This window comes from Afipia birgiae 34632 (genome assembly GCF_000308295.2).
Classification (GTDB): domain Bacteria; phylum Pseudomonadota; class Alphaproteobacteria; order Rhizobiales; family Xanthobacteraceae; genus Afipia; species Afipia birgiae.
Genome location: NZ_HG326653.1, coordinates 677,102 through 702,352 on the forward strand (window position 1 = coordinate 677,102; position 25,251 = coordinate 702,352).

Consider the following 25,251-nt stretch of genomic DNA (forward strand, 5'->3'; position numbering starts at 1 on the left):
GTGTTCCATCACAGAGCCCCTTGCTCCCGCCAGGAATCGGCTCGGATTCAAAGGGTTAGCCGAGGCCGGTACTCGCTGTGGACGGCGGGCAGGTCTCAGGAAACCAGCGATTGCAGCTCTGCGTCCAGCGCGGAGGCGGGAATTTCCACCATGGCGGCGGTCTCTGTCCACAGCAATGCACAGCGTACCTGCCGGCCAGGGTAAAGCCGTTGCAGCACGTCGCGATAAAGCGCGAGCTGCCGCACATAGGCCTGCGGGGCCTCGGCCGCCGAGCGCGGCGGCGCGTGATTGGTCTTGTAGTCGACGATCAGGACATCGCTCGTTGTCACCACCAGCCGGTCGATCTGGCCGGACACCAACGCGGGCGGTCGTCCGCGACGCGCCACGCGCCCTGCGATCGAGACTTCGGCGCGGCTGCCTTCGGCAAACAGCGGCGCGAAGGCGGGCGTGTCGATCAGCGCGATCACTTGCTGCGCGAGTGCTGCGCGTTCGTCCTCGGTGAATAGCTGATGCGCATTGCGCTGCAGGAAGTCGAGCGCGGCTTTCTCGCGCCGCGCGACTGCAATGTCGGGGAGAGACTGCAGCAGACGATGGATCAGTGTCCCGCGCCTCAACGCGCGTTCGCGCGCGGCGCGGGATTCGTCGGTGATGGTCGCGCGGCCTTCTGCATCGTCTTGCGATGAATCCGAAGGGCGCAGCAGAATATCGGCGGGCACTTCTCTAGCTGCGGGCTCCTTCAGCCAGGCCGGGAACTGCTCCAGCGCGAGCATCTCCTGAACCGGTATAGCGGTCTCCGCCTGCGATTGGGTATCCTCAAGGCGCGCATAGCGTTTCACCGGGCCGAAGCCGGTCGCGATGGTCTCGCATTGCAGGCCAGAGTCAGGGTCTGCAAGTCCCTTCTGGATGAGATCGTACCAGGACAGCTGGCGCACGGATCTCATGTTGCCGGGGAGCACGCCGCCGACGATCAGGCGATCCGCGGCGCGTGTCATCGCGACGTACAGCAGCCGCCGGTACTCGTCTTCGGTGTCGTCCTTCATCGCACTGCGCGCAGCCGCGACTACCGGAAGGTCATACGCTTTCTTGCCGGCCCAGAGCACGACCGCCGGTGCGTTCGGCGCGGCATTGCCTTGCGGCATGCGAATGAGATTCATCCGCTGGGTATCCGCCGGCGAGGTGGTGGTATCGACAAGGAACACCACCGGCGCTTCAAGACCCTTCGCGCCGTGTACGGTCATGACGCGAACCTCATCGCGCGCGATTTCCATGTCGCGTTTGACTTCGGTGTCGGCGGCGCGCAGCCACGCCATGAAGCCCTGCAACGAGGCAGGCGCTTTCCGCTCATAGGTCAGCGCCAGTTCGAGAAACTCATCGATGGCGTCGTCGGCCTCGGGTCCCAGCCGCTTGAGCATGCGTGCGCGACCGCGGTCGCCGCCGAGCAGCCAGGCGTAGAACGAAAACGGAGTTTCCTGCGCAAACCGCTGTTCGTAACGCTCCAGCCGGTTCAGCGCCGCCGCGATCTTGCTGTTGCTTGCGGTGTGCTCAGTGAGCGCGTCGCGTAGCGTGCCCTTGCGATGCGGGGCAAGAATTTGAAGATCATCGTCGTCGAGACCGAGCAGCGGGCTTTTCAGCGCCACCGCCAGCGCCAGATCGTCACGCGGCAGCAACAGCGCGTCGGCGAGATTCATCAGGTCGATGACCGCGATGTGCTCGGTCAGCTTGAGCCGGTCGGCGCCGGCGACAGGAATGCCGGCGTGCTTGAGCGCCTGAATGATGGCGTCGAAGGCGCGGCCGCGCCGCCGCACCAGCACCAGCATGTCGCCGTAGCGCAGCGGGCGGCGCTTATCGCGCGGGCCGGTCATGGTGCGCGCGGCGACCAGCGATTTGATTTCGTTCTGGACCCGCCGCGCCAGCCGCACCTCTGGACTGGTCTCGGCGATGGCGTCGAACGCCGCGCGCCATCCTTCGATGTCGTCGCGCGCATCGGGAGCCTCGATCTCCCACAGATCGGCCAGTGCCGGGGCTGCGTCCTGCAGCGCCATGTGCGGCGGCATTCCGTCAAGGTCGGTGGTGATGCTCTTGTAGATCTCCGATGTCTTGAAGGTGCTCGCGACCGCCTGCAGCACGCCTTCGCCGGAGCGGAACGAATAGGTGAACGACACCGGATCGAAGCGAAGCCCGGCGGCTTCGAACCGCTCTTTCATCTCGCGGCGGCGATGATCGAATTCGCGCGGTGCGGCGCCCTGGAACGAAAAGATCGATTGTTTCTCGTCTCCGACCGCAAAAATCGTGCGCTTGACGCCGTCGCGCGCGCCTGCACCCGAGGTGAATTCTGAAGTGAGGCGCTCGATGATGTCCCACTGCCGCGGGCTGGTGTCCTGCGCCTCGTCGATCAGGACGTGATCGATGCCGCGGTCGAGCTTGAAATGCACCCAGCCGGACGACACGTTGGTCAGCATGTCGTAGGTCTTGTCGATCAGGTCGTCGTAATCGAGCAGGCCTCGCTCCTGCTTCTCGCGCCGATAGTTTACAGCCGCTGCAGTGGCGATGACAAAGAGAGCCAGGGCACGGTCTCGCTGCATGACCGCGCGCCGTTTCTCATCCAGTTGAAGGACCCGCGCCTGCTCTGCATCCATCCGCGCGGCCAGCGAGGAATGCACCTTCGCAAGCGCCTTGGTCATCAGGGTCTTGCGAGGCCCCGTGACGCCTTTCACTTCCGTCAGAAAGATATCGAGATAGGCTTCGACCTGAGTGCGGTTGGTGAGACCGTCAGCAATCCGAAAGCGCTCGGCCTGCGTGGCATCGGCGGCGCTGCCGCCATCGAGCGCCGCCGCTATTGCCTGCCACTCGCGCACAGGCAGGTTCGGTCCGTCGACAATCTCCCGCTCGACGTCCTCGATGCGTACATCAGCGCCGACTCCCAGCGCCTGCGTAACTTGCGCCAGCGCAGCCTCGAAGCTGCCAGCGCTGTCGGACCACTTGATGAAATGATCTCGGCTGAGGCAGGCCTCGCGCACCACGTCCTTGAAGGTCACGTCGGCGGCGGCGGACATCGCGATGTTGAGCGCCCGGCCTGCGGCACTATCGGGCGCGCGGGCGGCTTCCAGCAGCACCGCGAGATTGGCGCGCTCCATCATCTCGTTCTGGTCGCGGTCATCGAGCACCGCGAAGCGTGCGGGTACGTTGGCTTCGAACGGAAACTGCTGAAGCAGCCGGGTGCAGAGCGCGTGAATGGTCTGCACCTTCAAGCCACCGGGGGTTTCCAGCGCGCCGGCAAACAGCTTGCGCGCCCGCAGGCGGGCCTGAGGGGGGGCCGCAGGCGCGCCGATCGCGCGGATCGCCTCATCGAGTTCGCGGTCGGGCAGCGTGACCCAGCGCCCCAGCGTCTCGAACACGCGCTGCGCCATGTTTGCGGCCGCTGCCTTGGTAAAGGTGATGCAGAGAATTTTCTCCGGCGGCACGCCGGTGAGCAGCAACCGTATGACCCGGTTGACCAGCACATGGGTCTTGCCCGATCCGGCATTGGCCGCGACAAAGGCCGATGCATCGGGATTCGACGCGCGTGCCTGCGCATCGCGCACGGCATCGGGGATGTCTTTGCGGGGAGAACTCATTCCTCGTCCTCCCCCATGCCGCCGGCAGACCATTCCTTGATGCGCGCGAGGTTGTCGTAGTTGCCGTAACGGTTTTCCCACATCGGCAGGATCACGGAGCGATAGGGCGTGTCCTGATTCTCGAATTGGCGGATCAGGCCTTCGAGCTTTTGCAGGGCTTCGTCGGCCGCGTCATCGGGCGGCTGCGGCGGGTCGCTCTTGTTGACCTTCAGTTCCAGCACCGTCGCCTTGCCCGGCGGATTGTTGCCGCTGAGCCGAACGTAAACGAGTTCGCCGACCGACGCGCTCGCAGGGATGTTGTCGAATCCGCCGCGGCGCAGGATTGCCGCTTCCAGTGTGAGCTGGGGCGACAGGCCAAGACGCACCTGCTTCGCGCTCGGCGGCTGGCCGGTCTTATAGTCGAGAATCGCGTAGGTATTTCCGGTGCGATGCTCGATGCGGTCGACGCGCGCCGAGAGTTTGAACGTGCGGCCGTTGCCCAGACGAATTGGAATCTCGCCGCGGATTTCGGCATCGACGCGGATGACGTTCGTCCGCCGCCGGGCTTCCCAGCCGGCGAACCAGTCGGCAATGCGCAGGAAACGCGGCCACCACAATGCGCGCGCCTCGGGGCGCTCCATCAGTGGCGCAAAGTGCGCGCTGCCGATCTCGCGCAAGGCTCTGGCAATGTCATCCGGAAGCTCGGTCGCGAACCGGGCCGTAAATTCTCCCAGCGCCTCGTGGATGGCGGATCCGCGATCTGCCGCGGTTAGCGGCATGTCCACCGCATCGAGCGGAGTCAGTTTGAGAATGCGCTTGGCGTAGATCGTGTAGGGATCGCGCAGCCAGTCCTCGATTTCGGTGACCGACATGTTGAGCGGGCGGAGCGCGACATCCGGCCTCGGCTCCGGACGCAGCATTGGTGTCACACTATCCGGCCGGTCGAGTTCGTTGGCGTAGCGAACATAGGTGTCGCCCTTGTCCTTGACTCGTGCCCAACGATCTTTCCCCGCCACGGCTTCCATCCGGTGCAGGAAACGCGAGGCTACCGCAGGCGCGCCTCCGACTTTCGCCGCGCGCGACAGAACGATATCGCTCGTGCCGAGCAACTGTGCGAAGTCATGCGCTGACAAACCGATGCGCCGCTCGGGCAGATCGAGCCCGAGCTGATGCCGCATCGGGCGGCTCAGCCACGGATCGACACGCGGTGCCGGCGGCCACACGCCCTCGACAAGGCCGCCGAGAATCACACGGTCGCATTCGGTGAGGCGCGCTTCGAGCGGGCCATAGATGCGAAGCGACGCCACCGATTGTGGCCGGCGCACGATACGGTCGCCGAACGCAGTCTGAAACACATCCGGGTAGTCGCGGGGAGCAAGCGTCAGGCCGCTTGGCGCCGGCGTGTCGTCGGCGGATACGCCGCAGGCTTGAAACAGATCATCGAAAGCCTTCGACAGCGCGCTGCCATCGGAATCCTCGAAGGCAGCGATGCCTCTATCGTCCGCCGACAAGCGTTTGAGCACATCGTAGTGACGCGCCGCATAGTCGATGAGGTCGTGCGGCTTGCCCGGCCGCAGATCTTCAAGCGGCCTGAAGGCCGCGGCAAGATCGGCGATCAGCGCCTGCACGGCATCGAGCGATACCTCATCCAGTTGCGCGCGGGGCTCGGAGCGGTGAATAGCGGACGGCTCCTTGCGTCTGAGTTTTGCCAGTTCAGTGCGGAAGCGCGCGAAATCCCGCGCCAGTCCCTCGCTGCCGGCGGCCGGCCGCGTGCCGCGCAGCAGCGCCAGTTCGAGATCGCCGATGGCGTTCGCAAAAGTGCCTTGCGCCTGACCGAGCCGGAACAGCGGATGTTTTAGCAGCGCCAGCAAGAATGGCGGTGCGAGTTCCTCCGCAACGGTTTGCGCCGCGAGTCGCGCGAAGATTCCGGCCGAGGTATCCATCAGGGAATCGCCGCCGGAATCGTCGAAGGCGAGATTCCAGCGACCGAGCGAGGCCATCACGCGGCGCGCCAGCGCGCGGTCCGGTGTGACGAGCGCGGCAGTGAGATTCTGTTCGCGCGCCTCGCGCATTGCCACGGCGATGGCCAGCGCCTCCATCTCCGGATTGGCGGCTTCGATCAGAGCCAGGCCATCGGTGCCAGACGCGATACGCTGCGCGATCGCCTTGTCGGCCAGTTGCGTGTGCCATTTCTCGCTTGATGTCGCGGGACGCATCGCCTCGGACGCCAGTATTTCACGGCCATGGGCCATCGGCATCGCGAGCGGCTCGACGTCCCTGCGCTTGATGCCAAAGCGCGCGAGCAGTCCGTGCAATGCGAATTGCGGATGGCTCCATGCTGCCGGCGTTGCAATAATGCCCCCAGCGTTCACCACGCCGCCGATCGACTCCCACGCAGCGTCATCGAGGTCGGTGTCGAGTCCCGGCAGCACCACGGCGCCTTGCGGCAGTTGCGCGATGGCTTGCAGGAATTTCGCGGTGGCCGGCATCGATCCGGTGGAGCCTGCAGCAATCACAGGGCCCTTTTGGCTCGCCGCGAGCCGCTTTGCTTCTGCGGCGATCAGCATGTCGCGCCGCGCCGCAGGTTCGATACGTTCGATCTGCGCGAGATATGCGGGCCAGGCTTCCTTCGCAATTTTCAGGAACTTCAGCGTGTGCTGCCAGTAGATGTCGAGTTCGTCCGGCACGATGCCGTCCAGCGCGTCCCAGCCCACACCACGCGTCACCATGTCGTCCATCAGCCGCGCCAGATCGCTTGCCAGCGAGAGCGTCGATGCGGGGCTGCTGACGACAAGCGATGCCGGTTGCAGTTTGGCCCAAGCAGCGACAAGCCGCGCCAGAGTCAGCCTGCGCTCGAGGTCGTCCAGCTTCGGCGGCAGAACGGATACTTCAGGGCCGCCAAGTTGTCCGTCGTCGGAGAACTCCAGTTCATCCTCATCGACGCTACCGAGGGCGACGATGCGCGGCAGCACGACGGCGTCGGTTTGCAGCACATCGAGAAACACCTCGCGCGCCATGCGCCCGGCGCGCCGTGTCGGCAGGTAGAGCGTGGCGTCCGCCAGCCGTTCGGGATTCGCGCGCGCGTCAAATCCCGCGACGAGCCGGCCATCGACAAGGGCCGAGATCACCGTGTGAAGAAACGGCGCAGACGGGGGGACGTTGAAAACGCGCATGAAAATTCCGATTCGGGGATCGGCATCATGGCATGTGAGGGGTAGGCGAGGGGAGTCTCGCGCGGGGTCGATTTCGGGACCCGTTTAAGCCACGCTGGCGAGCAGGGCTTCTTCCGCAGCCTGGACGGCGTCTGGCGTGCCGACATGCATCCAGAGGCCATCGAGTCGCAATCCGAACAACCGTTCCTGTTCGTTGGCGGCGTCGAATATCTTTGTCAGGGAGAACTCCCCCGCGGGCGCATTCCTGAAAATCGCGGGCGACATAATGGCGGCGCCGGCGTAGACGAACGGCACCACCTGATGCTCCTTGCGCTTGCGCAGCGCGCCATCGGTCAGCATCGCGTAGTCGCCTGAACCGGCATAGCCGATGCTGTTCGCCGTTGGCGCCATCAGCAGCAGAATATCCATCCGCGCTGGATCGAACGCATCGGCAAGACGAAGCAGATTGGGGTGCACGCCGTCGATCCACATCGTATCCGCGTTCAGATGATAGAACGGAGCATCCCCGAGCAGCGGCAGCGCCTTCACCACGCCGCCCCCGGTGCCGAGCACCTCATCGCGTTCGTCGGAGATCACAACACGCGGCATTTGCCGTGTTTTGACATGCCGCACGATCTGATCGGGAAGGTAATGCACATTGACCACGGCAGTGGTCACGCTGGCTTCGGCGAGCCGGTCGAGCACATGATCGAGCAACGGCTTGCCGGCAACCGGCACCAGCGGTTTCGGCATCTTGTCCGTCAGCGGCTGCATCCGGGTGCCGAGACCGGCTGCGAGAACCATGGCTGAAACGGGTTTGGTGGGCATTTGATGCGTATCTCGATTGATCCGCGAGCCCCTTGGAGCTGCTCGCGGAAACTGACGAATGCCAAGCATAGCATCCGAATCGGCACCGCGCGCTGGCGCTTCAGGCTGTAATCGCACTTTGTGACAGCGGTGCGACCGAGGGGCCCGAGAGAATTTTCGCCAGCCTCAGCGTCAGACTTCCACAACCTGTGAGCCAGCGGGGCGGCGGGCAGGTTTCTTCTTGGTGTCAGGTTTCAGAAATCCAGCACCGATCTGCTCGCCATTGACCCAGGCCAGTTCGCAGCGGCGGTAGGCCAGACCCGTTGAGGACAGCAGCAGGAAAAATTCCTTGAGGTTCAGTCCTTCGACGGAGCCTTCGACGGTCAGCTTCGCGCCGGTCTCGGAAATATCCTCAACCAGACAATTGCGCCGCCAAGTACCATCAATGCCCATCAGGTGAGCTGCAAAACCGCGCTCGAAAACCACGCGGTCGCCCACACGTCGTTCCGCTGCCATGAAATGTCACTCCACTCGCTAATTATCGATCGTCCGAGTTGCATCGCCGGGGCTGCGCTGCACAGTCGTCGGAACCCAAATTACGGGTTGGCTGGCTAACAACCGGTAAAGGCAATGCCTTCAAAGTGGCGGCTTTCAGGCCATCGGCGGCGGGACGTGGGCCGCACACCATTCGCGGAATATCTCCAGCGACGGATGGGCGAGGGCGCGGTTGAGGTATGTCCACACCCGCGGCTGATGCCGCAGATACTGCGGCTTGCCGTCACGCCGGTTAAGGCGAGAAAAGGTGCCGAGCAGCCGCGTATTTCGCTGCGCGGACATGATCGCGTATTGCTGGACGAAGGTTGCGGGATCGAAAGCGGGATCTGCGGTTCGCCGTTCCTTGGCGTAGCGGGTTAGCATCGCGATCTCGATGCTTTCGGGCACATCGATCCGGGCATCCTGCAATAGCGAGACCAGATCGTAGGCAGGGGGACCCATCACCGCGTCCTGAAAATCGAGCAGGCCGACGCGCCCGATGTCCCTGCGATGCTCGAGCCAGATCAGATTGGGTGAATGAAAGTCGCGCAGCATCCAGGTCTTGGGCGTGTCTGCGAGCTTCGCAAACAGATCGTTCCAGATCAGCAGGAAATCCGCCTGCATGTTGCTGGTCAGAGTCACGCCCTTGTCGGGAAGATACCATTCCGGCATCAGCCCGACTTCGGTCATCATTGCGGAGTCGTCAAACGGCGGCACGGTATATTCGAGATGCGGCGCCAGCGGCAGCACGTCTGGCAGTTGTTCCTGATGGAAGGCCGCCAGCATATCCACTGCGGTCTGGTAGCGCTCGGCGATGGGCTTCGGTGGATCGCCCTCGATGAAGAGATCGCCGCCGAAATCCTCCGTGAGGAGAAAGCCTTCGTCCAGATCGGCATGATGAATCGCGGGCGCGGAATAGCCGCGCTCGCGCAGTCCGTTGGCGATCGCGACGAACGGTCTGACATCTTCGGCGAGATGGACGGCCTCGCTATAGGATTTTCCGTCGTACAGCGCCGGTCCGTCCGGGCGACGCGGAGAATTCATCAGGATGGCCGATTGATCGCCTTTGAAGAGCCGCGCGTAGGATCGCGTCGAGGCATCACCGGGCATGCGCTGGCGTTTGGCCTCCAGGCTGCCTGCAAGTTCGAGAAAGCGCCGCAGCGCTGCCAGCCGCTCGACCTTCGCGGCCAGCTTGCCGTATCCCGTGATCTCGGCAGCACGCGCGCCGGTGCCGAGTGACGGGCGGTGGCTGAACGCGATGTCGATCCGGTCCGGCGGCAGCATCTGAGGCGCGCGCTCGGGCCATTCGATCAGCGCCACAGTGCCGTCCGGCAGCGGCGATAATCCGATTTCTTCCAGTTCGTCCGGATCGTTGACGCGGTAGAGATCGGCATGCAGCAGCGGGAAGGACGGCAGATCGTAAGTTTGAGCCAGCGTGAAGGTGGGGCTCGGCACTTCCAGATCGTCGTCTTGCGCGAGATAGCGGATCAGCGCGCGGGCGGCGGCAGTTTTGCCGGCGCCGAGGTCGCCCGACAGGGTGATGACGTCGCCCGCGCTCAGCAGCAGCGCGAGATCGGCCATGAGCTGGCCGGTGGCGACTTCATTGGCCAGCGCAGCGTGAAATGTCGAGGAATCGCTCATTCAGCAGCATTGCGGAAGGTCTGGTCGACGGGAAATTCGCAGGTCACCGTCGTGCCCCTGCCGACCACTGAGTCGACATGGACCTTGCCGCCGTGCAGTTCGACAAAGGACCGCACCAGCGACAGGCCAAGGCCTGCGCCGCGATGGCGCGATCCGTTGGCATGGCTCTCGAACCAGTCGAACACCTTGTCCTTGACCTCTTCTGGAATGCCGGGTCCGGAATCGGACACGGAAAACACCACGCTCGAATGGCTGCGCCGTGCGCGCAAAGTCACTGCACTGTTCGGTGGCGAGAAGCCGACTGCGTTGGCCAGCAGGTTATAGAGCACCTGGACGATGCGGCGCTCATCAGCGACAAAATCGTCAATGGCAGGATCGATATGAACATCGAGCCGGATATTTTCGCGGGCGAGACGGTCCTGGATGCCAGCTGTCGCCTCGTCGACGGTCTTGCGCAAATCCACCGGCCCGAGATTGAGCTTCATCGCGCCGGCATCGATGGTGGCGAGATCGAGAATGTTGTTGCTGATGGCGAGCAGCGCATCGGTCGAGGTGGTGATGTAGCCCAGATATTCGCTCTGCTTCTGCGTCATCGGCCCGGTCGACGGATCGCCGAGGAAATGCGCGAAACCGATGATCGATGTCAACGGCGCGCGCAGCTCGTAGGACATGTGATGAACAAAGTCGATCTTCATCTGGTCGGCGGCTTCGAGCGCCTCGTTGCGCTCGCGCAATGCGCGCTCGACGTTCACGGTGTCGGTGACGTCCTGGAAGGTCAGCATGGTCGCGCCGTCGGGCAGCGGCATAGTGGTGCAGTCCAGGACACTGCCGTCCTTGCGCTCAAGCTTGAGCGGAACCGAAATGCGATCGTCGATGCCGGTGATAGCGGCGCGCAGGTTCTGCCAGGTTGCGTCGTCGTCGAACAGCGGCCGGCACCACTGCTCGACGGCTTCGATGTGCGGCTGCTGCGCCAGCGCTTCCGGGGACAGCTTCCACATCCGCGCGAAAGGCGGATTGAATAGTTGCGCGCGGCCGTTGCTGCCGAACACGGCGACGGCTTCCGCCAGATTGTCCAGCGTTTCGCGCTGGACGCGGATCAGGCCGTCGTTCTGTCGCGCCAGCTTCAGGCTTTCGGTGACGTCGTCGAACAGGTAGGTGACGCCGCCTTCGGGGTTGGGCGCGGTGACGACGCTGAGCGCGCGACCGTCGGGCAGATACCATGTGTCCTTGGCGGGTTCGATGGCGCGATAGGCTTCGAACAGCTTGTTCTTCCATGCACGGAAATCCGGTTGCTCCGGAATCTTCCGGGCGACACGGAGCTTGTCGAGCACGCTGGAATCGTCCGGGTTGTCATCGAGGAATGCGCGGTCGAAATCCCAGAGCCGGCGATAAGAATCGTTGTAGAACGTCAGCCGCCCCGACGCGTCGAATACCGCGACGCCAGACGATAGCTGATCGAGCATGCGGCGATGTGCTTCCGCCATTCGCTCCAGTGCTGCGCGCAGACTGGCGGCCTCGGTCGCATCGATGGCGATCCCGGCGCTGCCACCCGCCACGTTGAGTGCGTGAATGTCGAAGATCCGGCGCTGACCGCCGGTCACAATCGGAACCCGTGCTTCGAAGGCATTCTTGTCCGCAAGCGCCCGCGCCATGTTGGCACGATCCTCATGATCCAGCAGTTCGAGATTGCGTTCGATGGCGTCGGAGACCGATGCCGCATCGGTTGCCTGCGCGTAGGCGGCATTGGCGAAGCTGAGCGCGCCGTTGCTGCGCTTGGCCCAAACCGGAAGCGGAACGGCCTCCGCGAATGCGCGCAGTGCGCCGGTTTCTTCCAGCAAATGATTGTGCCGGATGTTCAGTTCGGCGAGTTCCATCCGCACCCCAGAGAGTTCGCGGATACGAACGATGGCTTGCCCGCCAATGGCGCGGCCCATCGCCTCGATGGTGCGCCCGGCAGCCGTCGACAGATTGAGCTGGAAGCCTTCGCCGGCCTCGCGCAGGTTGTCGATAGCATGATCCATCGCAAGCGCCGGTTCCGGAAGCAGCCAGCTTCCGAAGGCGAGGATGCGCTGCGGGCTGAACGGGTCAGCGCCTTGCGGCATCAGCATCGCCACGTCGCCGGTGATGTCGGGGCGGTTTTCGCCCGCCGCCCATGAGATCAGTACCTGCGGTTCGGCGAACAGCAGCGCGCGAAAACGATCCGCCTCGAGCTGCAGCGCCTGATTGTCCGAGAGGAGACGCGATTCGATGTGCGCGGCGCGCAGCCGTGTGCGCATCAGCAGAATGGCCGCGACCACTGAGAATCCGAGGACCGCAGCCGCGACGCTCAGCGCGGCAATTTCCTGCCGGTCGATGTTTGCAAGGAGCGACAGCGCGTTCTGGAAGACATCGTCGCGCGCGAAAGCGGGCGCGATGCCGAGCAGGGCCGCCGCACCAAGGCCAACCGCGCCTCCGCGCACAATCGAAGTGCACGACAGCAAGGTCCGCCGCATCCCCTCGATCACGCCTGACATGATCTATCCCAACTGCCGCACACGAATCGAACGACAATATCCTCAAGAGGAGTCGCCCGGTAAGAGTCCAGACCGTGAACGTGAATCGCACTGCAAAATAATGGCTGCGTGAGCGATTGTGCGGTGCGATTCGACCCTCCGCGAGGATCGATCTACCGCCCGGTGGAACCAAATCCGCCGCTGCCCCGATCGGTGGGCGACAGCGATGCAACTGCCACCAGATTTGCCTGCGACACTGCCGCGATGACAAGCTGGGCGATGCGCTCCCCGCGCCGGATCGTGAATGGCTCGTCGCCATGATTGATCAAAAGCACTGAAACTTCGCCGCGATAGTCGGCGTCGACGGTTCCCGGCGAATTGAGAACGGTCACGCCGTGCTTGAATGCGAGACCTGAGCGCGGCCGCACCTGCGCCTCTTGGCCTGGCGGCACCGCGATCATCAGCCCGGTTGGCACCAGCGCGCGTTGTCCCGGCTGCATCGTCAGCGGCCTGTCTTCGGGAACCGCCGCCAGGAGATCGAGGCCCGCGGCATGCGCGGTCTGATAGGCCGGCAGCGCCAGGCCTTCGGCGTGAGGCAGGCGCTGGATCTCGACGGTTTTGCTCGAAGTCATGTGGGTTATTCTTCCATAGTCTCGGCGATCTTCGCCACCAGCGCGCCGGCGACTTCCTCTTTCGTCATCACCGGCCAGGAATCAACCGCGATATCGGCTTTATCCCGTGTAAGAATGTGGACGGTGTTGCGGTCCCCGCCCATCACGCCAGATGCAGGCGACACATCATTGGCGACGATCCAGTCGCAGCCCTTGCGCTTCAGCTTCGATGTTGCGTTATCGATCAGATTCTGGGTTTCGGCGGCGAAGCCGATCACGAGTTGTGGCCGGTTTTGCTGGCGTTTCGACACCGTCGCCAGAATGTCAGGATTTTCGACCAGTTGCAGCGGCGGCATGCCGCTCGCGGTCTTCTTGATCTTCTGCTCGCCGGCGCTGGCGACGCGCCAGTCGGCCACGGCCGCGGCAAAGATCGCGATATCCACCGGCAATGCGGCTTCCACTTGCGCAAGCATGTCGCGGGCGGATTCCACGCGGATGACGCGGACGCCGGCAGGATCGTCGAGATCGACGGGGCCTGAAATCAGCGTGACATCCGCACCTGCGTCGGCGGCGGATGCCGCGATCGCGTAACCCTGCTTGCCGGAGGAGCGGTTGGCGATATAGCGCACCGGATCGATCGGCTCGTGGGTCGGGCCTGCGGTGATGAGAATCTTCTTTCCTGCAAGTGGACCCGTGTGCAGCGGGCGCAACATGGCCTCTGCCGCGATGGCAATTTCGGTCGGCTCCGACATGCGGCCGACGCCTGCCTCGTTGGCTTCGGCCATCTCACCGGAGTTCGGGCCGATGAAGCTGACGCCGTCGCGCGCGAGCTGCGCGACGTTGCGCTTGGTGGCGGCATTGGCCCACATCAGCGGGTTCATCGCGGGCGCAACCAGAACCGGGCGATTGGTCGCGAGCAGGATCGCGGTGGCGAGATCGTCGGCGTGGCCCTGCGCCATCTTGGCCATCAGATCGGCGGTGGCAGGGGCGACGATAATCAGGTCGGTATCGCGGGCGAGGCGGATATGTCCGGCGTCGAACTCGCTCTGTGCGTCGAACAGGTCCGTGTAGCAGCGTTCATCCGCTAGCGCCCCGGCGGTGAGCGGGGTCACGAATTGCTGCGCGGCGCGCGTCATCACGCTGCGGACATGGATGCCGCGCTCCTTCAGGCGGCGGATCAGGTCGAGCGCTTTGTAGGCGGCGATGCCGCCGCCGATGATCAGCGTCACCCGGGGAAGATCCGTGGCGGACGGCGTGCGGGGCCGGTGTGGCTGGGCCGGAGTGCTTCGCGCGGGGCTCGACTGGGTCTTGGCCGGTGCTTCCGCGGCCTCCCGCAGGATCATCCGCACCTCGTCCTCGACCGAGCGGCCGGCCTTGGCGGCGCGCAGCCGGAGACTTGCTTTGAGAGCTTCATCGAGTTTACGGACGGTCAGACTGGCCATGACATACTCCTAACGAGCGTCATTTATAGCGAATGATAGCATTGCAATCAAATCATGATTGCAATGCTATCGCATCAGCGAATGGACCAGAGAATCCCAATAAACGTCAATGCAATCATCCAGAGCGCGGCGGTCTGCCAGCGGGTGCGCTTCGCCTCGGCTTTGCCGATGGCGGCGACGGTTTCGGGCGAAAGCACCAAGCCGTCACGGGTCATCTGGTCGAATTGGTTCAGCACGGCGACCGAGCGTGCGGCGATCGCAGGCAGCCCGGACAATACCTTGCCGAGGTCGCCCGCGCCGTGCACCACGCCTTCGATCTGGCCGAGCGGGCCGAGATTGCGCGCGATCCATTCACGCACCACGGGATCGGCGGTGGTCCAGATATCGAGCTTGGGATCGAAGCCGCGTGCCACGCCCTCGACCACCACCATGGTCTTTTGCAGCATGATCAGTTCGGGCCGTGTGCGCATGTCGAACAGGCCGGTGACTTCGAGCAGCAGCGACAGCAATTTCGCCATCGAGATCTCATCGGCGGCGCGGTTGTGGATCGGTTCGCCGATGGCGCGGATGGCTTGCGCGAAATTCTCCACCGAGTGATGCGCTGGTACATAGCCCGCCTCGAAATGAACTTCGGCGACGCGGCGATAGTCGCGGGTGATAAAGCCCAGCAGAATCTCGGCAAGGAAGCGGCGCTCCTTCAGGCCGAGCCGTCCCATGATGCCGAAATCGACTGCGACCAGTCGTCCGGTGTCGTCGACGAACAGGTTGCCGGGATGCATGTCAGCGTGGAAAAAACCGTCGCGCAGCGCATGCCGCAGGAAGTTCTGGATCACCTTGCGGCCGAGATCCGGCAGGTCGATTTGCGCGGCCTCGAGCTTGGCGCGATCATTGAGCGCGATCCCGTCGATCCACTCCATCGTCAGCACATGATGGCTGGTGCGATCCCAATCCACCGATGGCACGCGGAAATCGTGATCGTCGCGGGTGTTCTCCGCCATCTCGGAGAGCGCGGCCGCCTCCAGCCGCAGATCCATTTCCATTGCGACCGACCGCGACAGGGTGTCGACGATTTCCACCGGCCGCAGACGTCGCGCCTCTGCGGAAATCGCTTCGATCTTGCGTGCGGCAAACATGAAAGAGCTCAGATCATGTCGGAAACGGCCGCCGACATTTGGCCGCAGCACCTTGACGGCAACCGTCTTGCGGACGCCGTCTTTTTCCACTTCGGCGCGATGGACCTGTGCGATGGAGGCGGCAGCCACCGACTCGCCGAAACTCGCAAACACCTCAGGCACAGGCCTGTCGAACGCAGTAACCACCACGGCTTCCGCCTGCGCCTGCGGAAACGGCGGCAGGCGATCCTGCAGATTCTCCAGGTCGCGGGCCATCGTGATGCCGACGACGTCAGGCCGGGTGGCGAGAAACTGGCCGAGCTTCACATATGTCGGACCAAGGCGCGTCAATGCGCGGGACAACCGTCCGCTGGTCGCCGCGCCGGGCCGTTCGATCAGCCGCGCCATGCGGACCGCGAACTGCGCCTGCGGCGGCATGGTGGATGGATCGGCGAAGCCGAACACGCCTTCGCGCGCGAACACGTAACCCGCGCGCGCCAGTCTCAGGGTATGAGTGATGGCAGAAATCACAAACGCCAGCCTGAATGGAGCGCGACGATGCCGCCGGACATGATGTCGTACTTGACGCGCGAAAAGCCTGCGGCGCCGATCATCTCGGCGAAGGCATTGGGTTTCGGAAACTGGCGGATCGATTCAACGAGATAGCGATAGGATTCGGCGTCGCCGGTGACCGCGCGGCCGAGCTGCGGGATCACATTGAACGAAAACAGATCGTAGATCCGATCGAGACCGGGCACATCAACCGATGAGAATTCCAGACAGAGAAACCGCGAGCCGGGTTTCAGCACGCGGTAGGCCTCGCTGAGCGCCAGCGGAATCCGCGGCACGTTGCGGATGCCGAAGGCGATGGTGTAGGCATCGAAGTTGTTGTCGGGAAAGGCGAGGGCTTCTGCATTGCCTTCGACAAACGACACCTGATGATCGAGGTGCTGCGCGACTGCGCGCTCGCGACCGACAGCGAGCATCTCGGTGTTGATGTCGCAGACAGTGGCCTGAAATCCGTGGCCTGCGGCCTTGGCTGCGCGGAAGGAGATATCTCCGGTGCCGCCGGCGACATCGAGGAGCGCAAACGGCGCGTCGGAGCGCGGCGGGTTGAGCGCGGTAATCATCGCCTCTTTCCAGAGCCGGTGCATGCCGCCGGACATCAGGTCGTTCATCAGGTCGTAGCGTTTGGCCACGCTGTGAAATACCTCGTTCACGAGCGTCTGCTTCTCGCCAAGCTCCACGTCCCGGAAGCCAAAATGCGTCGTTCCGTCAGGCCGTTCCATACTCTGTCTATCCAAGCGGCTTTTTGCGGCGGGACCATAGCGTGTCGCGCCGCAGCGCGCTACATACCGTGTCGGAAAGCGCGTCAAGGTTAATGCGCAAATCGCCTGCGGGGTCGCCCATGCCCATCGAGTTCAGCCGAGTTATTCCAATTCTGCGGATGTTCGATATTGCCAAGGCGCGCGAGTTTTATTTCGATTATCTCGGGTTCAAGGTCGATTTCGAGCATCGCTTTGAGCCGTCATTGCCCCTGTTCATGGGGATTTCGCGCGGCGGGATCCAGCTTTATCTCAGTGAACATCATGGGGACGGTTCGCCGGGCGTCCACATTACGGTCGATACCGTTGGCGTTGCCGAGTACCACGCCGAACTCACGGCGAAGGGTTATAACTACATGCGCCCGGGTCTCGAAAAGCAGCCGTGGGGCGCCACCACTTTGACCGTGTACGATCCATTCTCCAATCATATCACCTTCAGCGAAGCCGATAAGGCCTCGGCATGAGAGCAGCCGATGCCTGAATTACCCGAGGTCGAAACCGTTCGGCGCGGCTTGCAGCCGGTGATGGAGGGGCAGCGGATCGCGCGTGTCGAGACCCGCCGCGATGGCTTGCGATTTCCGTTTCAAAAGGATTTCGTCGCACGTCTTGAGGGCAAGGTGGTCAGTGGCCTCGGCCGGCGCGCGAAATACCTGATGGCCGATATGGAAAGCGGCGACGTGCTGCTGATGCATCTCGGCATGTCGGGATCGTTTCGCGTGACCCTTCCCGAAGGCGAGCGCACGCCGGGCGATTTCCACTATCCGCGCAGCGAAAACCGAACCCACGATCACGTGGTGTTCCACATGGCATCCGGCGTCATGATCTCGTTCAACGATCCGCGCCGCTTTGGTTACATGAAAATCGTGCCGCGTGCAGATATGGAAGGGGAGCCACTGCTGCGCGGTCTCGGGCCTGAACCGCTCGGCAACGAATTCGATGCAGCGATGTTGGCGCACTCCTGTGCAGGCAAGAAAACGTCGCTGAAGGCGGCGCTGCTCGATCAGCGCGTGGTGGCAGGGCTCGGCAACATCTATGTCTGCGAAGCACTGTTCCGTTCACACCTGTCGCCAAAGCGGCAGGCCTCGACGCTGGCGTCACGCAGCGGTGCGCCGACCGATCACGCCAAGCGTCTGGTCGGTTCAATTCACACTGTCCTGAATGCGGCAATCAGGGCTGGCGGATCGTCATTGCGCGATCATCGCCAAACCGACGGTGAGCTTGGCTATTTCCAGCATTCGTTCCTGGTCTATGATCGCGAAGGCGAGCCCTGCAAGACGCCAAAGTGCAAAAGCACAGTGAAGCGATTCACGCAGAACGGGCGGTCCACGTTCTGGTGCTCGACCTGCCAGAAATAACAATGTCCGGGGCGCATTTGCGAGCCCAGCGCTGGCTAAAATTCCCGCGCGAACGAAATGTCAAAAGGGTGACGGACTCCGGCGCATAAGGCGGCACGGTGACGAAACGGTGCATGCTACTTCTTCCCGCTGGGCGCGCGGTGATTGCAACGCAATCACACGCTCTCTGCCGCCGCGACGGATTACTTCCGTACGCACACCAGCCGCAGCACCGAGGCCTTTGCATCGGATGCGCCTGAGGCGGGCGTCACGCCCTTCGCCTTCAGGAACTCGCGGACGGAATCGGCGGGCACAAGCAACGCCTGTGACGGCAGCGGCGTGCCTGCCGGCCCCGCGACGACTGCGGGCTTCAGCCGCGCAACGCCTGCGAATTTGCCGTCAGTATCGAGCGCTGCTGCGCCGGAGAAACCAACGGCAGGTTCGGGCGACAGCGCCGTGTCGGTGCCCGCGGGTGTCGCGGTCGCTACGATAACTGTCACGGCGTTGCGGCCGCCCTGATTTTGCGGATCGGCAATGCCGGTCAGGTTGATATCCGGTTTGGCCGCACCGTTGCCGGACATTGCCAGCGGTTTTAGTCCGTTTGCACCGTAGATGCGCAGCAGCGCCAGTTCGCGCGCCTCATCGTCGGCCACGCGAGTCGCGTTGCCGTAACCGGGCACAGCGATGGTCATGCAGCCATCGGTGGCCTGGCGGTCTGCGACGATCGCACCGTCGGCGCTGGCGATGATGCCGGTGGAGTACTCGACCTTCTTGCGCGGCGGCGGGCTGATCTGCGCGACGCCGTTGCCGGGGAACGGGTTGTATGCGCTCGACATCGCCACCGTGACCGGGATCATGGTGCCTTCGGTGGCCTGATCGTAGAGAATGGTGAGAACGCGGACTTCGTCGTTGCGGGTCTGGCCGCGGATGTAGAATTTCTTCAGGCCCTGCGATCCGGACAACACAAAGAAATCAGGTTTCACCACGCTGTAGTCGGCCTTGCGCGCATTCAGTTTCTTCTCGCTGGCAGCGACTGTCGCCGTGGTCGCGCCGGCTTCCTTGCGGCGGGCGTATTCGATCTGGATGGTGCCGGTGGCGGAGGACCATTTGGTGCCGCTGACGTCGCTGACAATCAGCGGCACCAGTTTCGACGGCAGGCCAATGCGCGCGCCGCTGGTGGCGTCGCTGACGATTTTCCAGCCGACGTTGTCCTGGTGCTTTCTGGCATCCGCGCTCAGCACGCCGCGTTCCTGCGCGTTCAGTACACCGGTTTCCTTGGCGCCGTGGTCCTTCTGGAAAGCCTTGATGGCGGCCACCATCCGGTCGCTGGCTTCGCCATTGATAACGCCGTTGTACAGGCTGACCCATGCCAGATCCGACTGGATCGCAAGACGCTCAGCCTGCTCCATCGCCTTGGCGGTATCGACCGGGGTCTGCACCGCCGGGCGGATCGGCACCGTTGCGACCGGCTTGGGCTTAATCTGCGCCGGCGCCTGCTTGGGCTGCGGCGCTTGTTTGGCGGCCGGGGTCTGCGCCGAGGCGGGGCCGAGCGTGGCAGCCATCATCAGCGCGAGGGCGAACGGCAGTTTCATGAACGGTCTCATTGCTGGTAATAAGCGCACCTGAGCATAGAGCATGATCCCGAAAGACCGGTACCGGTTTTCGGGCATCAGGCTGGAGTAGCGATCGTTTGTCCACGACAGCGGCGCAGCGGTTCGACCGATGCGGAAAAATAGCTGACGCGAGAGTGATGAAACCGGAATGCTGACATCTGAAGAGCTGGAGCGCTATGCGCGTCATATCGTGTTGCGCGAGGTGGGAGGCCCCGGTCAGGCCGCACTGAAGGCGTCGCGCGTGCTGGTGATAGGGGCTGGCGGCCTCGGCGCGCCGGCCCTGATGTATCTGGCCGCAGCGGGCATCGGGACCCTTGGGGTAGTCGATGACGATACAGTGTCGCTGTCCAATCTGCAGCGGCAGATCATTCACGCCACGCCGGATATCGGCCGTCCGAAAGTGGACAGCGCAGGCGACAGAATTCTCGCGCTCAACCCGCACGTCACACTGCGCACCCATGCCGTGCGGCTGAATGCGGCGAACGCGCTGGATCTGATCGGCGCCTACGATGTGGTCGTCGATGGCTCCGATAATTTCGCTACGCGTTATCTGGTCTCCGACGCCTGCTATCTGGCGAAGAAAACACTGGTTGCCGGTGCGCTCGGCGTGTTCGACGCGTCGCTGACCACGATCCGTGCACACGGCACCGATACGAATGGCAACATGAACCCCACCTATCGCTGCCTGTTTCCGGAAGCGCCGCCGCCGGGCACCACGCCGACCTGCGAGGAAGCAGGCGTGCTCGGTGCGCTGGCCGGTGTGCTTGGTTCGATGATGGCGCTTGAGGCGATTCGCGAGATCGTCGGCTTCGGTGAAAGCCTTGTGGGGCGTCTGGTGATGATCGACGCCCGCGCCATGCGCTTCGAGACGCTGCGCTACGCGCGCGACCCGTCAAATCCGCTCAACGGTGACAAGCCGACGATCACGGACCTGTCGGCGCATAAATAGGCTGAGTTTGTGCTCGCCGTGCCGCGGCCTAAGCAATGCCAGGCAGCACGCGGTCGGGCGGCTTGTGGCCGTCGAGGAAGGTGCGGATGTTGATCATCACCTTCTCGCCCATTTCGACGCGGCCTTCGAGTGTCGCCGAGCCCATGTGCGGAAGCAGCACGACCTTGCCCGCTTTCGCGAGACGCACCAGTTTCGGATTGACCGCAGGCTCGTTCTCGAACACGTCGAGCGCGGCACCGGCGATCTCGCCGTCCTCGATCAGCTTGGTCAGCGTCGCTTCGTCGATCACTTCACCGCGCGCGGTGTTGATAACGTAGGCGTCCTTGCGGATCAGCTTCAGCCGCCGCGCTGACAGCAGGTGGAACGTCGCGGGTGTATGCGGGCAGTTCACCGAGATGAAGTCCATGCGCGCCAGCATCTGGTCGAGGCTGTCCCAATAGGTTGCGCCCAATTCTTCCTCGATCTGCGGCGCGACCGGGCGGCGGTTGTGATAGTGGATCTGCAGCCCGAAGGCATGGGCGCGGCGCGCCAGCGCCTGACCGATGCGGCCCATCCCGATGATGCCGAGGCGTTTGCCGCCGATGCGGTGGCCCAGCATCCAGGTCGGCGACCAGCCCGGCCAGTCCTTGCCTTCGGTGAGAATCGATGCGCCTTCGATCAGCCGGCGCGGCACGGCCAGGAGCAGCGCCATGGTCATGTCGGCGGTATCTTCGGTCAGAACCTTGGGCGTGTTGGTGACCATGATGCCGCGCGCAATCGCGGCCGCCACATCGATATTGTCGACGCCGTTGCCGAAATTCGCAATCAGCTTGAGGCGGATGTCTGGCTGGCTGAGAAGTTCGGCGGTGATCTCGTCGGACACGGTCGGCACCAGAATATCTGCGGTGCGAACAGCTTCGGCGAGCTGTGCCGGGGTCATCGGTGTGTCATCGAGATTGAGCCGGGTATCGAAAAGCTCGCGCATGCGCGTTTCGGTGCTGTCAGGCAGCTTGCGCGTGACCACCACCAGAGGCTTTTTCTTACCCGAAACCATTCTCCAGAGGCCCTTCGATGTTGAGCGGATACACTGTTTTCGGACGCATTGGCCCGGCCGTTCAGTTCACATTAACCGGCCTGTTCGAAGGTAGGAATTCGTTGCCGGTCCGGTGAGCTTTTCGCAGCTTTTTAGGCGCTTGACCCTCGGTCCCTCTCTAGCAGAAGACCGCGCCAAGACAAGAACCCCGGGGGCCCAAGGCCCTCTAAAGGTTCCTGAAAGTGCGGTCAGCGGTGGCCAGGATGCGAGAGGGCATCACGGATGGCAGGGAGCGGCATTGGGGACCGCACGAAGGAACGTTGTCATGGGATTTGCTCGAAATTTCGCGTCGCTTGCTGTGGGATGTGCGCTCTGGGTCGCATCATGCGCGACGGGTCTTGCCGCCAAGGACAAGGATGCGGTGGCGACGGCGAGCGGCCTGCCGGTGCCGCGGTACGTCAGCCTGAAGTCCGACCACGTCAACGTCCGCGCCGGTCCCACCAAGGATCAGGATGTCACCTGGATCTACACGCGCTCCGGCCTGCCAGTGGAAATCACCGCCGAGTTCGAGAACTGGCGGCGCGTGCGCGATTCAGAAGGGGCTGAAGGCTGGGTCTATCACTCGCTGCTGTCGGGCAGACGTACGGCGGTCGTCACGATGAAGAACAAGGACGATCTGGCGCCGATCTATGACAGTGCGGATGCAAACAGTGCCGTCGCGGCCAAGCTTCAGGCCGGTGTGGTCGTGACCGTCAAGCGTTGCAACAACGGCTGGTGCCGCGTCGCCGGCAACGGTTTCGATGGCTGGATCGAACAGCAGCGGCTCTGGGGCGTCTATGCGGACGAGAAGGTGAATTGAGAGATACGCCGCTCAAGCATGACCGGCCGCGCACTCAAAAATGACAATGGCCGGGACAAGCCCGGCGATTGCATTCTCAAGACAATGAAGATTGGGCTCAGCGCTTCTTGCGCAGGCGCACGACCATGTCGATACGGCTGATCTCGTAACCTTCCGGCACGTCCGGCATCTTCTGCAGCACGAGGTTGGGGTCGGGAATATCGACCAGCTCGTGGTTGCCTTCCATGTAGAAATGGTGATGCGCGCTGGTGTTGGTGTCGAAATAGGTCTTGGTGCCGTCGACGCTCACCTGACGCAGCAGGCCGGCTTCGGTGAGCTGGTTGAGCGTGTTGTAAACGGTGGCAAGCGAGACCGGCACCTTGGCGTGGGTCGCTTCCTCGTAGAGCATTTCGGCGGTCAGATGACGCCCGCCCTTGCCGAACAGCAGCCAGCCCAGCGCCATGCGCTGACGGGTCGGACGCAGGCCGACCGATTGCAACATTTCGTTGACGTCATGCCACGGACATCCGGTGAGCGCCGGGGTGTGACCATGGTGGCCATGCGGCTCGTCGTGCTTGCTCTCGGTGGTTACCACGTCATCCATCAGTTCACTCATACGCGTAGGGGCGGCACACATCCGCCCGCTGGAAGGGACTGTTGGCAGGAATATAGGAAAGGATGCAGTTACATGCAAGTTTTTCGCAACTGGCGAGCAGCTGTTTGAGGTGAAAATGGCCCTGAATCGGGCGGTTACGGCCACTTTGACCCTCGGTGTGCCTATGTTAGAGGTCCGGCAAGGTTGCCGCAGGACCGGCATGCCAAAATAAGGGATCCAGATGAAAGACCGCCAGAACAGCTATTCCTACGAAGATCTCTTGGCCTGTGGCCGGGGCGAGCTGTTCGGAGCGGGCAATGCCCAGTTGCCCCTGCCGCCGATGCTGATGTTCGACCGGATCACGGAGATCAACGATACCGGCGGCGAGTACGGCAAGGGCTTGATCCGGGCGGAGCTCGATGTGAAGCCCGATCTCTGGTTTTTCGGCTGCCATTTCAAGGGCGACCCTGTGATGCCGGGCTGTCTCGGATTGGATGCGCTGTGGCAGATGGTCGGTTTTTTTCTCGGCTGGTCCGGCGGGCCCGGCCGCGGTCGTGCATTGGGCTTGAGCGAGCTCAAGTTCGCAGGGCAGGTTCTGCCGAATGTCACCAAGGTCGTGTACACTATCGACGTCAAGCGCGTGATGCGCTCGAAGCTCTGGCTCGGCATTGCCGACGGTACGCTTTCGGCTGATGGCGAGCTTTTCTATCGCGCCAAGGATTTGAAAGTTGGCTTGCTCCCGCGAGATGCCGCATTGCAGCCGGGAACGTGATGCAGGATGTTGAGCCCGCAGAAATCGGGCTTCAGATGTGCCGGCACTCAAGACCGGCATTGGGGCAATCAAAGGCGCGGACATCAGAGCGCAGCAACTAAAGGCGAGGGATCATGAGGCGAGTTGTGGTCACGGGGATGGGCATTGTCTCTTCCATCGGAAACAACACTCAGGAAGTGCTTGCGAGTCTCTACGAGGCGAAGTCCGGCATCACGCGCGCTGAAGAGTATGCGAAACTTGGCTTCCGTTCGCAGGTTCAGGGCGCGCCGACGCTCAATCCTGTCGATGTGATCGACCGACGTGCCATGCGGTTTCTGGGTGAAGGCGCGGCGTGGAATCACATCGCGATGGAGCAGGCGATCCAGGATTCGGGCCTCGAGGCCTCGGACGTTTCGAATGAACGCACCGGTATCATCATGGGCTCCGGCGGTCCGTCCGCCCGCACGATCGTCGAAGCTGCCGATATCACCCGCAGCAAGGGGCCGAAGCGTGTCGGCCCGTTCGCCGTGCCCAAGGCGATGTCGTCGACCGCATCCGCGACGCTGGCGACCTGGTTCAAGATCAAGGGCGTGAACTATTCGATCTCGTCGGCCTGCGCCACGTCGAACCACTGCATCGGCAATGCCTACGAGACCATCCAGATCGGCAAGCAGGACGTCATCTTCGCCGGCGGCTGCGAGGAACTCGACTGGTCGCTCTCGGTGCTGTTCGACGCGATGGGCGCGATGTCGTCGAAGTACAACGACACGCCGGCCACGGCTTCGCGCGCCTATGACATCAGCCGCGACGGTTTCGTGATCGCTGGCGGCGCAGGTGTCGTCGTGCTCGAGGAACTCGAACACGCCAAGGCGCGCGGCGCGCGCATTTACGGCGAAATCGTCGGCTATGGCGCGACGTCCGATGGCTACGACATGGTTGCGCCGTCGGGTGAAGGTGCCGAACGCTGCATGAAGATGGCGATGTCGACCGTCAACACCAGGATCGATTACATCAATCCGCACGCGACCTCGACGCCGGCAGGCGATCCGCCGGAAATCAACGCGATTCGCAACGTGTTCGGTTCGGGCGATAAATGCCCGCCGATCTCGGCGACGAAGTCGCTGACCGGTCATTCGCTGGGCGCGACAGGTGTGCAGGAAGCGATCTATTCGCTGTTGATGATGAACAACGGTTTCATCTGCGAAAGCGCGAACATCACGGAGCTCGACCCGGTGTTTGCCGACATGCCGATCGTGCGCAAGCGCATCGACGGCGCCAAGATCGGGGCCGTGCTGTCGAACTCCTTCGGCTTCGGCGGCACCAACGCGACATTGGTGTTCAAGCGTCTCGAGGCATAGTTCTCTAGCCTCTCCCCGTTTACGGGGAGAGGTCGGCAAGCAGCGCCAGCTGCGAGCCGGGCGAGGGGCATTTTCAATCATGTTGCGCTTTG

Annotated in this window: 19 protein-coding genes; 6 read left to right on the plus strand and 13 right to left on the minus strand. The window is 63.2% G+C overall.

What is annotated here, in order from left to right; all coding sequences use genetic code 11:
• Window positions 1–95: 95 nt before the first annotated feature.
• From addA to ubiE, 10 genes are all read right to left on the minus strand, one after another.
• Window positions 96–3,614, minus strand: coding sequence for a double-strand break repair helicase AddA (addA, locus tag BN32_RS17230; protein ID WP_040426624.1), 3,519 nt, complete (start codon window positions 3,612–3,614; stop codon window positions 96–98).
• Window positions 3,611–6,766 carry a double-strand break repair protein AddB gene (gene addB, locus BN32_RS17235; RefSeq protein WP_019199096.1) on the minus strand — a complete coding sequence of 1,052 codons (3,156 nt, stop codon included), beginning with the start codon at window positions 6,764–6,766 and terminating at the stop codon, window positions 3,611–3,613. Before addB ends, addA begins: the two co-directional genes overlap by 4 nt.
• An 84-nt stretch (window positions 6,767–6,850) precedes the next feature.
• Complete coding sequence (locus BN32_RS17240; protein ID WP_040426625.1) at window positions 6,851–7,573, minus strand: nucleotidyltransferase family protein; 723 nt, start codon at window positions 7,571–7,573, stop codon at window positions 6,851–6,853.
• A gap of 171 nt (window positions 7,574–7,744) precedes the next feature.
• Window positions 7,745–8,068, minus strand: coding sequence for a hypothetical protein (locus BN32_RS17245; RefSeq protein WP_019199094.1), 324 nt, complete (start codon window positions 8,066–8,068; stop codon window positions 7,745–7,747).
• Window positions 8,069–8,203: 135 nt separating this feature from the next.
• On the minus strand, window positions 8,204–9,727 hold the full coding sequence (locus BN32_RS17250) for a bifunctional tRNA (adenosine(37)-N6)-threonylcarbamoyltransferase complex ATPase subunit type 1 TsaE/phosphotransferase (protein WP_019199093.1): 1,524 nt from the start codon (window positions 9,725–9,727) through the stop codon (window positions 8,204–8,206).
• Window positions 9,724–12,240, minus strand: coding sequence for a PAS domain-containing sensor histidine kinase (locus BN32_RS17255; protein ID WP_019199092.1), 2,517 nt, complete (start codon window positions 12,238–12,240; stop codon window positions 9,724–9,726). The genes BN32_RS17250 and BN32_RS17255 overlap by 4 nt, the downstream gene beginning before the upstream one ends.
• A 152-nt stretch (window positions 12,241–12,392) precedes the next feature.
• Window positions 12,393–12,851, minus strand: a complete 459-nt coding sequence (gene dut, locus BN32_RS17260) for a dUTP diphosphatase (protein ID WP_019199091.1) — start codon at window positions 12,849–12,851, stop codon at window positions 12,393–12,395.
• Between the two features lie 5 nt (window positions 12,852–12,856).
• Window positions 12,857–14,272: a bifunctional phosphopantothenoylcysteine decarboxylase/phosphopantothenate--cysteine ligase CoaBC gene (coaBC, locus tag BN32_RS17265; protein WP_019199090.1), complete on the minus strand. Its 1,416-nt coding sequence runs from the start codon at window positions 14,270–14,272 to the stop codon at window positions 12,857–12,859.
• 74 nt (window positions 14,273–14,346) lie between these two features.
• On the minus strand, window positions 14,347–15,915 hold the full coding sequence (ubiB, locus tag BN32_RS17270; protein ID WP_019199089.1) for a 2-polyprenylphenol 6-hydroxylase: 1,569 nt from the start codon (window positions 15,913–15,915) through the stop codon (window positions 14,347–14,349).
• On the minus strand, window positions 15,912–16,673 hold the full coding sequence (ubiE, locus tag BN32_RS17275) for a bifunctional demethylmenaquinone methyltransferase/2-methoxy-6-polyprenyl-1,4-benzoquinol methylase UbiE (protein ID WP_019199088.1): 762 nt from the start codon (window positions 16,671–16,673) through the stop codon (window positions 15,912–15,914). The genes ubiB and ubiE overlap by 4 nt, the downstream gene beginning before the upstream one ends.
• A 119-nt stretch (window positions 16,674–16,792) precedes the next feature.
• Between ubiE and BN32_RS17280 the strand changes: the two genes are divergently transcribed.
• Together BN32_RS17280 and mutM are read left to right on the plus strand one after the other, a co-directional pair.
• Window positions 16,793–17,173 (plus strand): glyoxalase superfamily protein, encoded by a 381-nt coding sequence (locus BN32_RS17280; protein WP_019199087.1) that lies wholly within the window; start codon window positions 16,793–16,795, stop codon window positions 17,171–17,173.
• 9 nt (window positions 17,174–17,182) lie between these two features.
• Window positions 17,183–18,064, plus strand: a complete 882-nt coding sequence (mutM, locus tag BN32_RS17285; RefSeq protein ID WP_019199086.1) for a bifunctional DNA-formamidopyrimidine glycosylase/DNA-(apurinic or apyrimidinic site) lyase — start codon at window positions 17,183–17,185, stop codon at window positions 18,062–18,064.
• A 182-nt stretch (window positions 18,065–18,246) separates the two neighbouring features.
• Here the strand turns inward: mutM and BN32_RS17290 are convergent, their stop codons facing one another.
• Complete coding sequence (locus tag BN32_RS17290; RefSeq protein ID WP_040426872.1) at window positions 18,247–19,635, minus strand: peptidoglycan-binding protein; 1,389 nt, start codon at window positions 19,633–19,635, stop codon at window positions 18,247–18,249.
• A 169-nt stretch (window positions 19,636–19,804) separates the two neighbouring features.
• On the opposite strand from BN32_RS17290, the gene BN32_RS17295 reads away from it, so the two are divergent.
• A complete protein-coding gene (locus tag BN32_RS17295; RefSeq protein WP_019199084.1) occupies window positions 19,805–20,605 on the plus strand; it encodes a HesA/MoeB/ThiF family protein in 801 nt (266 codons plus the stop codon).
• 28 nt (window positions 20,606–20,633) lie between these two features.
• On the opposite strand, the gene BN32_RS17300 is transcribed toward BN32_RS17295, so the two are convergent.
• The gene (locus tag BN32_RS17300) at window positions 20,634–21,638 is read right to left on the minus strand and encodes a 2-hydroxyacid dehydrogenase (protein WP_019199083.1); all 1,005 of its coding nucleotides are present in this window, start codon (window positions 21,636–21,638) and stop codon (window positions 20,634–20,636) included.
• A 304-nt stretch (window positions 21,639–21,942) separates the two neighbouring features.
• On the opposite strand from BN32_RS17300, the gene BN32_RS17305 reads away from it, so the two are divergent.
• The gene (locus BN32_RS17305) at window positions 21,943–22,476 is read left to right on the plus strand and encodes an SH3 domain-containing protein (RefSeq protein ID WP_019199082.1); all 534 of its coding nucleotides are present in this window, start codon (window positions 21,943–21,945) and stop codon (window positions 22,474–22,476) included.
• A gap of 97 nt (window positions 22,477–22,573) precedes the next feature.
• On the opposite strand, the gene irrA is transcribed toward BN32_RS17305, so the two are convergent.
• Window positions 22,574–23,059: an iron response transcriptional regulator IrrA gene (irrA, locus tag BN32_RS17310; RefSeq protein ID WP_040426874.1), complete on the minus strand. Its 486-nt coding sequence runs from the start codon at window positions 23,057–23,059 to the stop codon at window positions 22,574–22,576.
• 232 nt (window positions 23,060–23,291) lie between these two features.
• On the opposite strand from irrA, the gene fabA reads away from it, so the two are divergent.
• Both fabA and fabB read left to right on the plus strand, forming a co-directional pair.
• Complete coding sequence (gene fabA / locus BN32_RS17315) at window positions 23,292–23,822, plus strand: 3-hydroxyacyl-[acyl-carrier-protein] dehydratase FabA (RefSeq protein ID WP_019199080.1); 531 nt, start codon at window positions 23,292–23,294, stop codon at window positions 23,820–23,822.
• A gap of 113 nt (window positions 23,823–23,935) precedes the next feature.
• On the plus strand, window positions 23,936–25,159 hold the full coding sequence (gene fabB, locus BN32_RS17320; RefSeq protein WP_040426626.1) for a beta-ketoacyl-ACP synthase I: 1,224 nt from the start codon (window positions 23,936–23,938) through the stop codon (window positions 25,157–25,159).
• The last annotated feature ends 92 nt before the right edge of the window (window positions 25,160–25,251 follow it).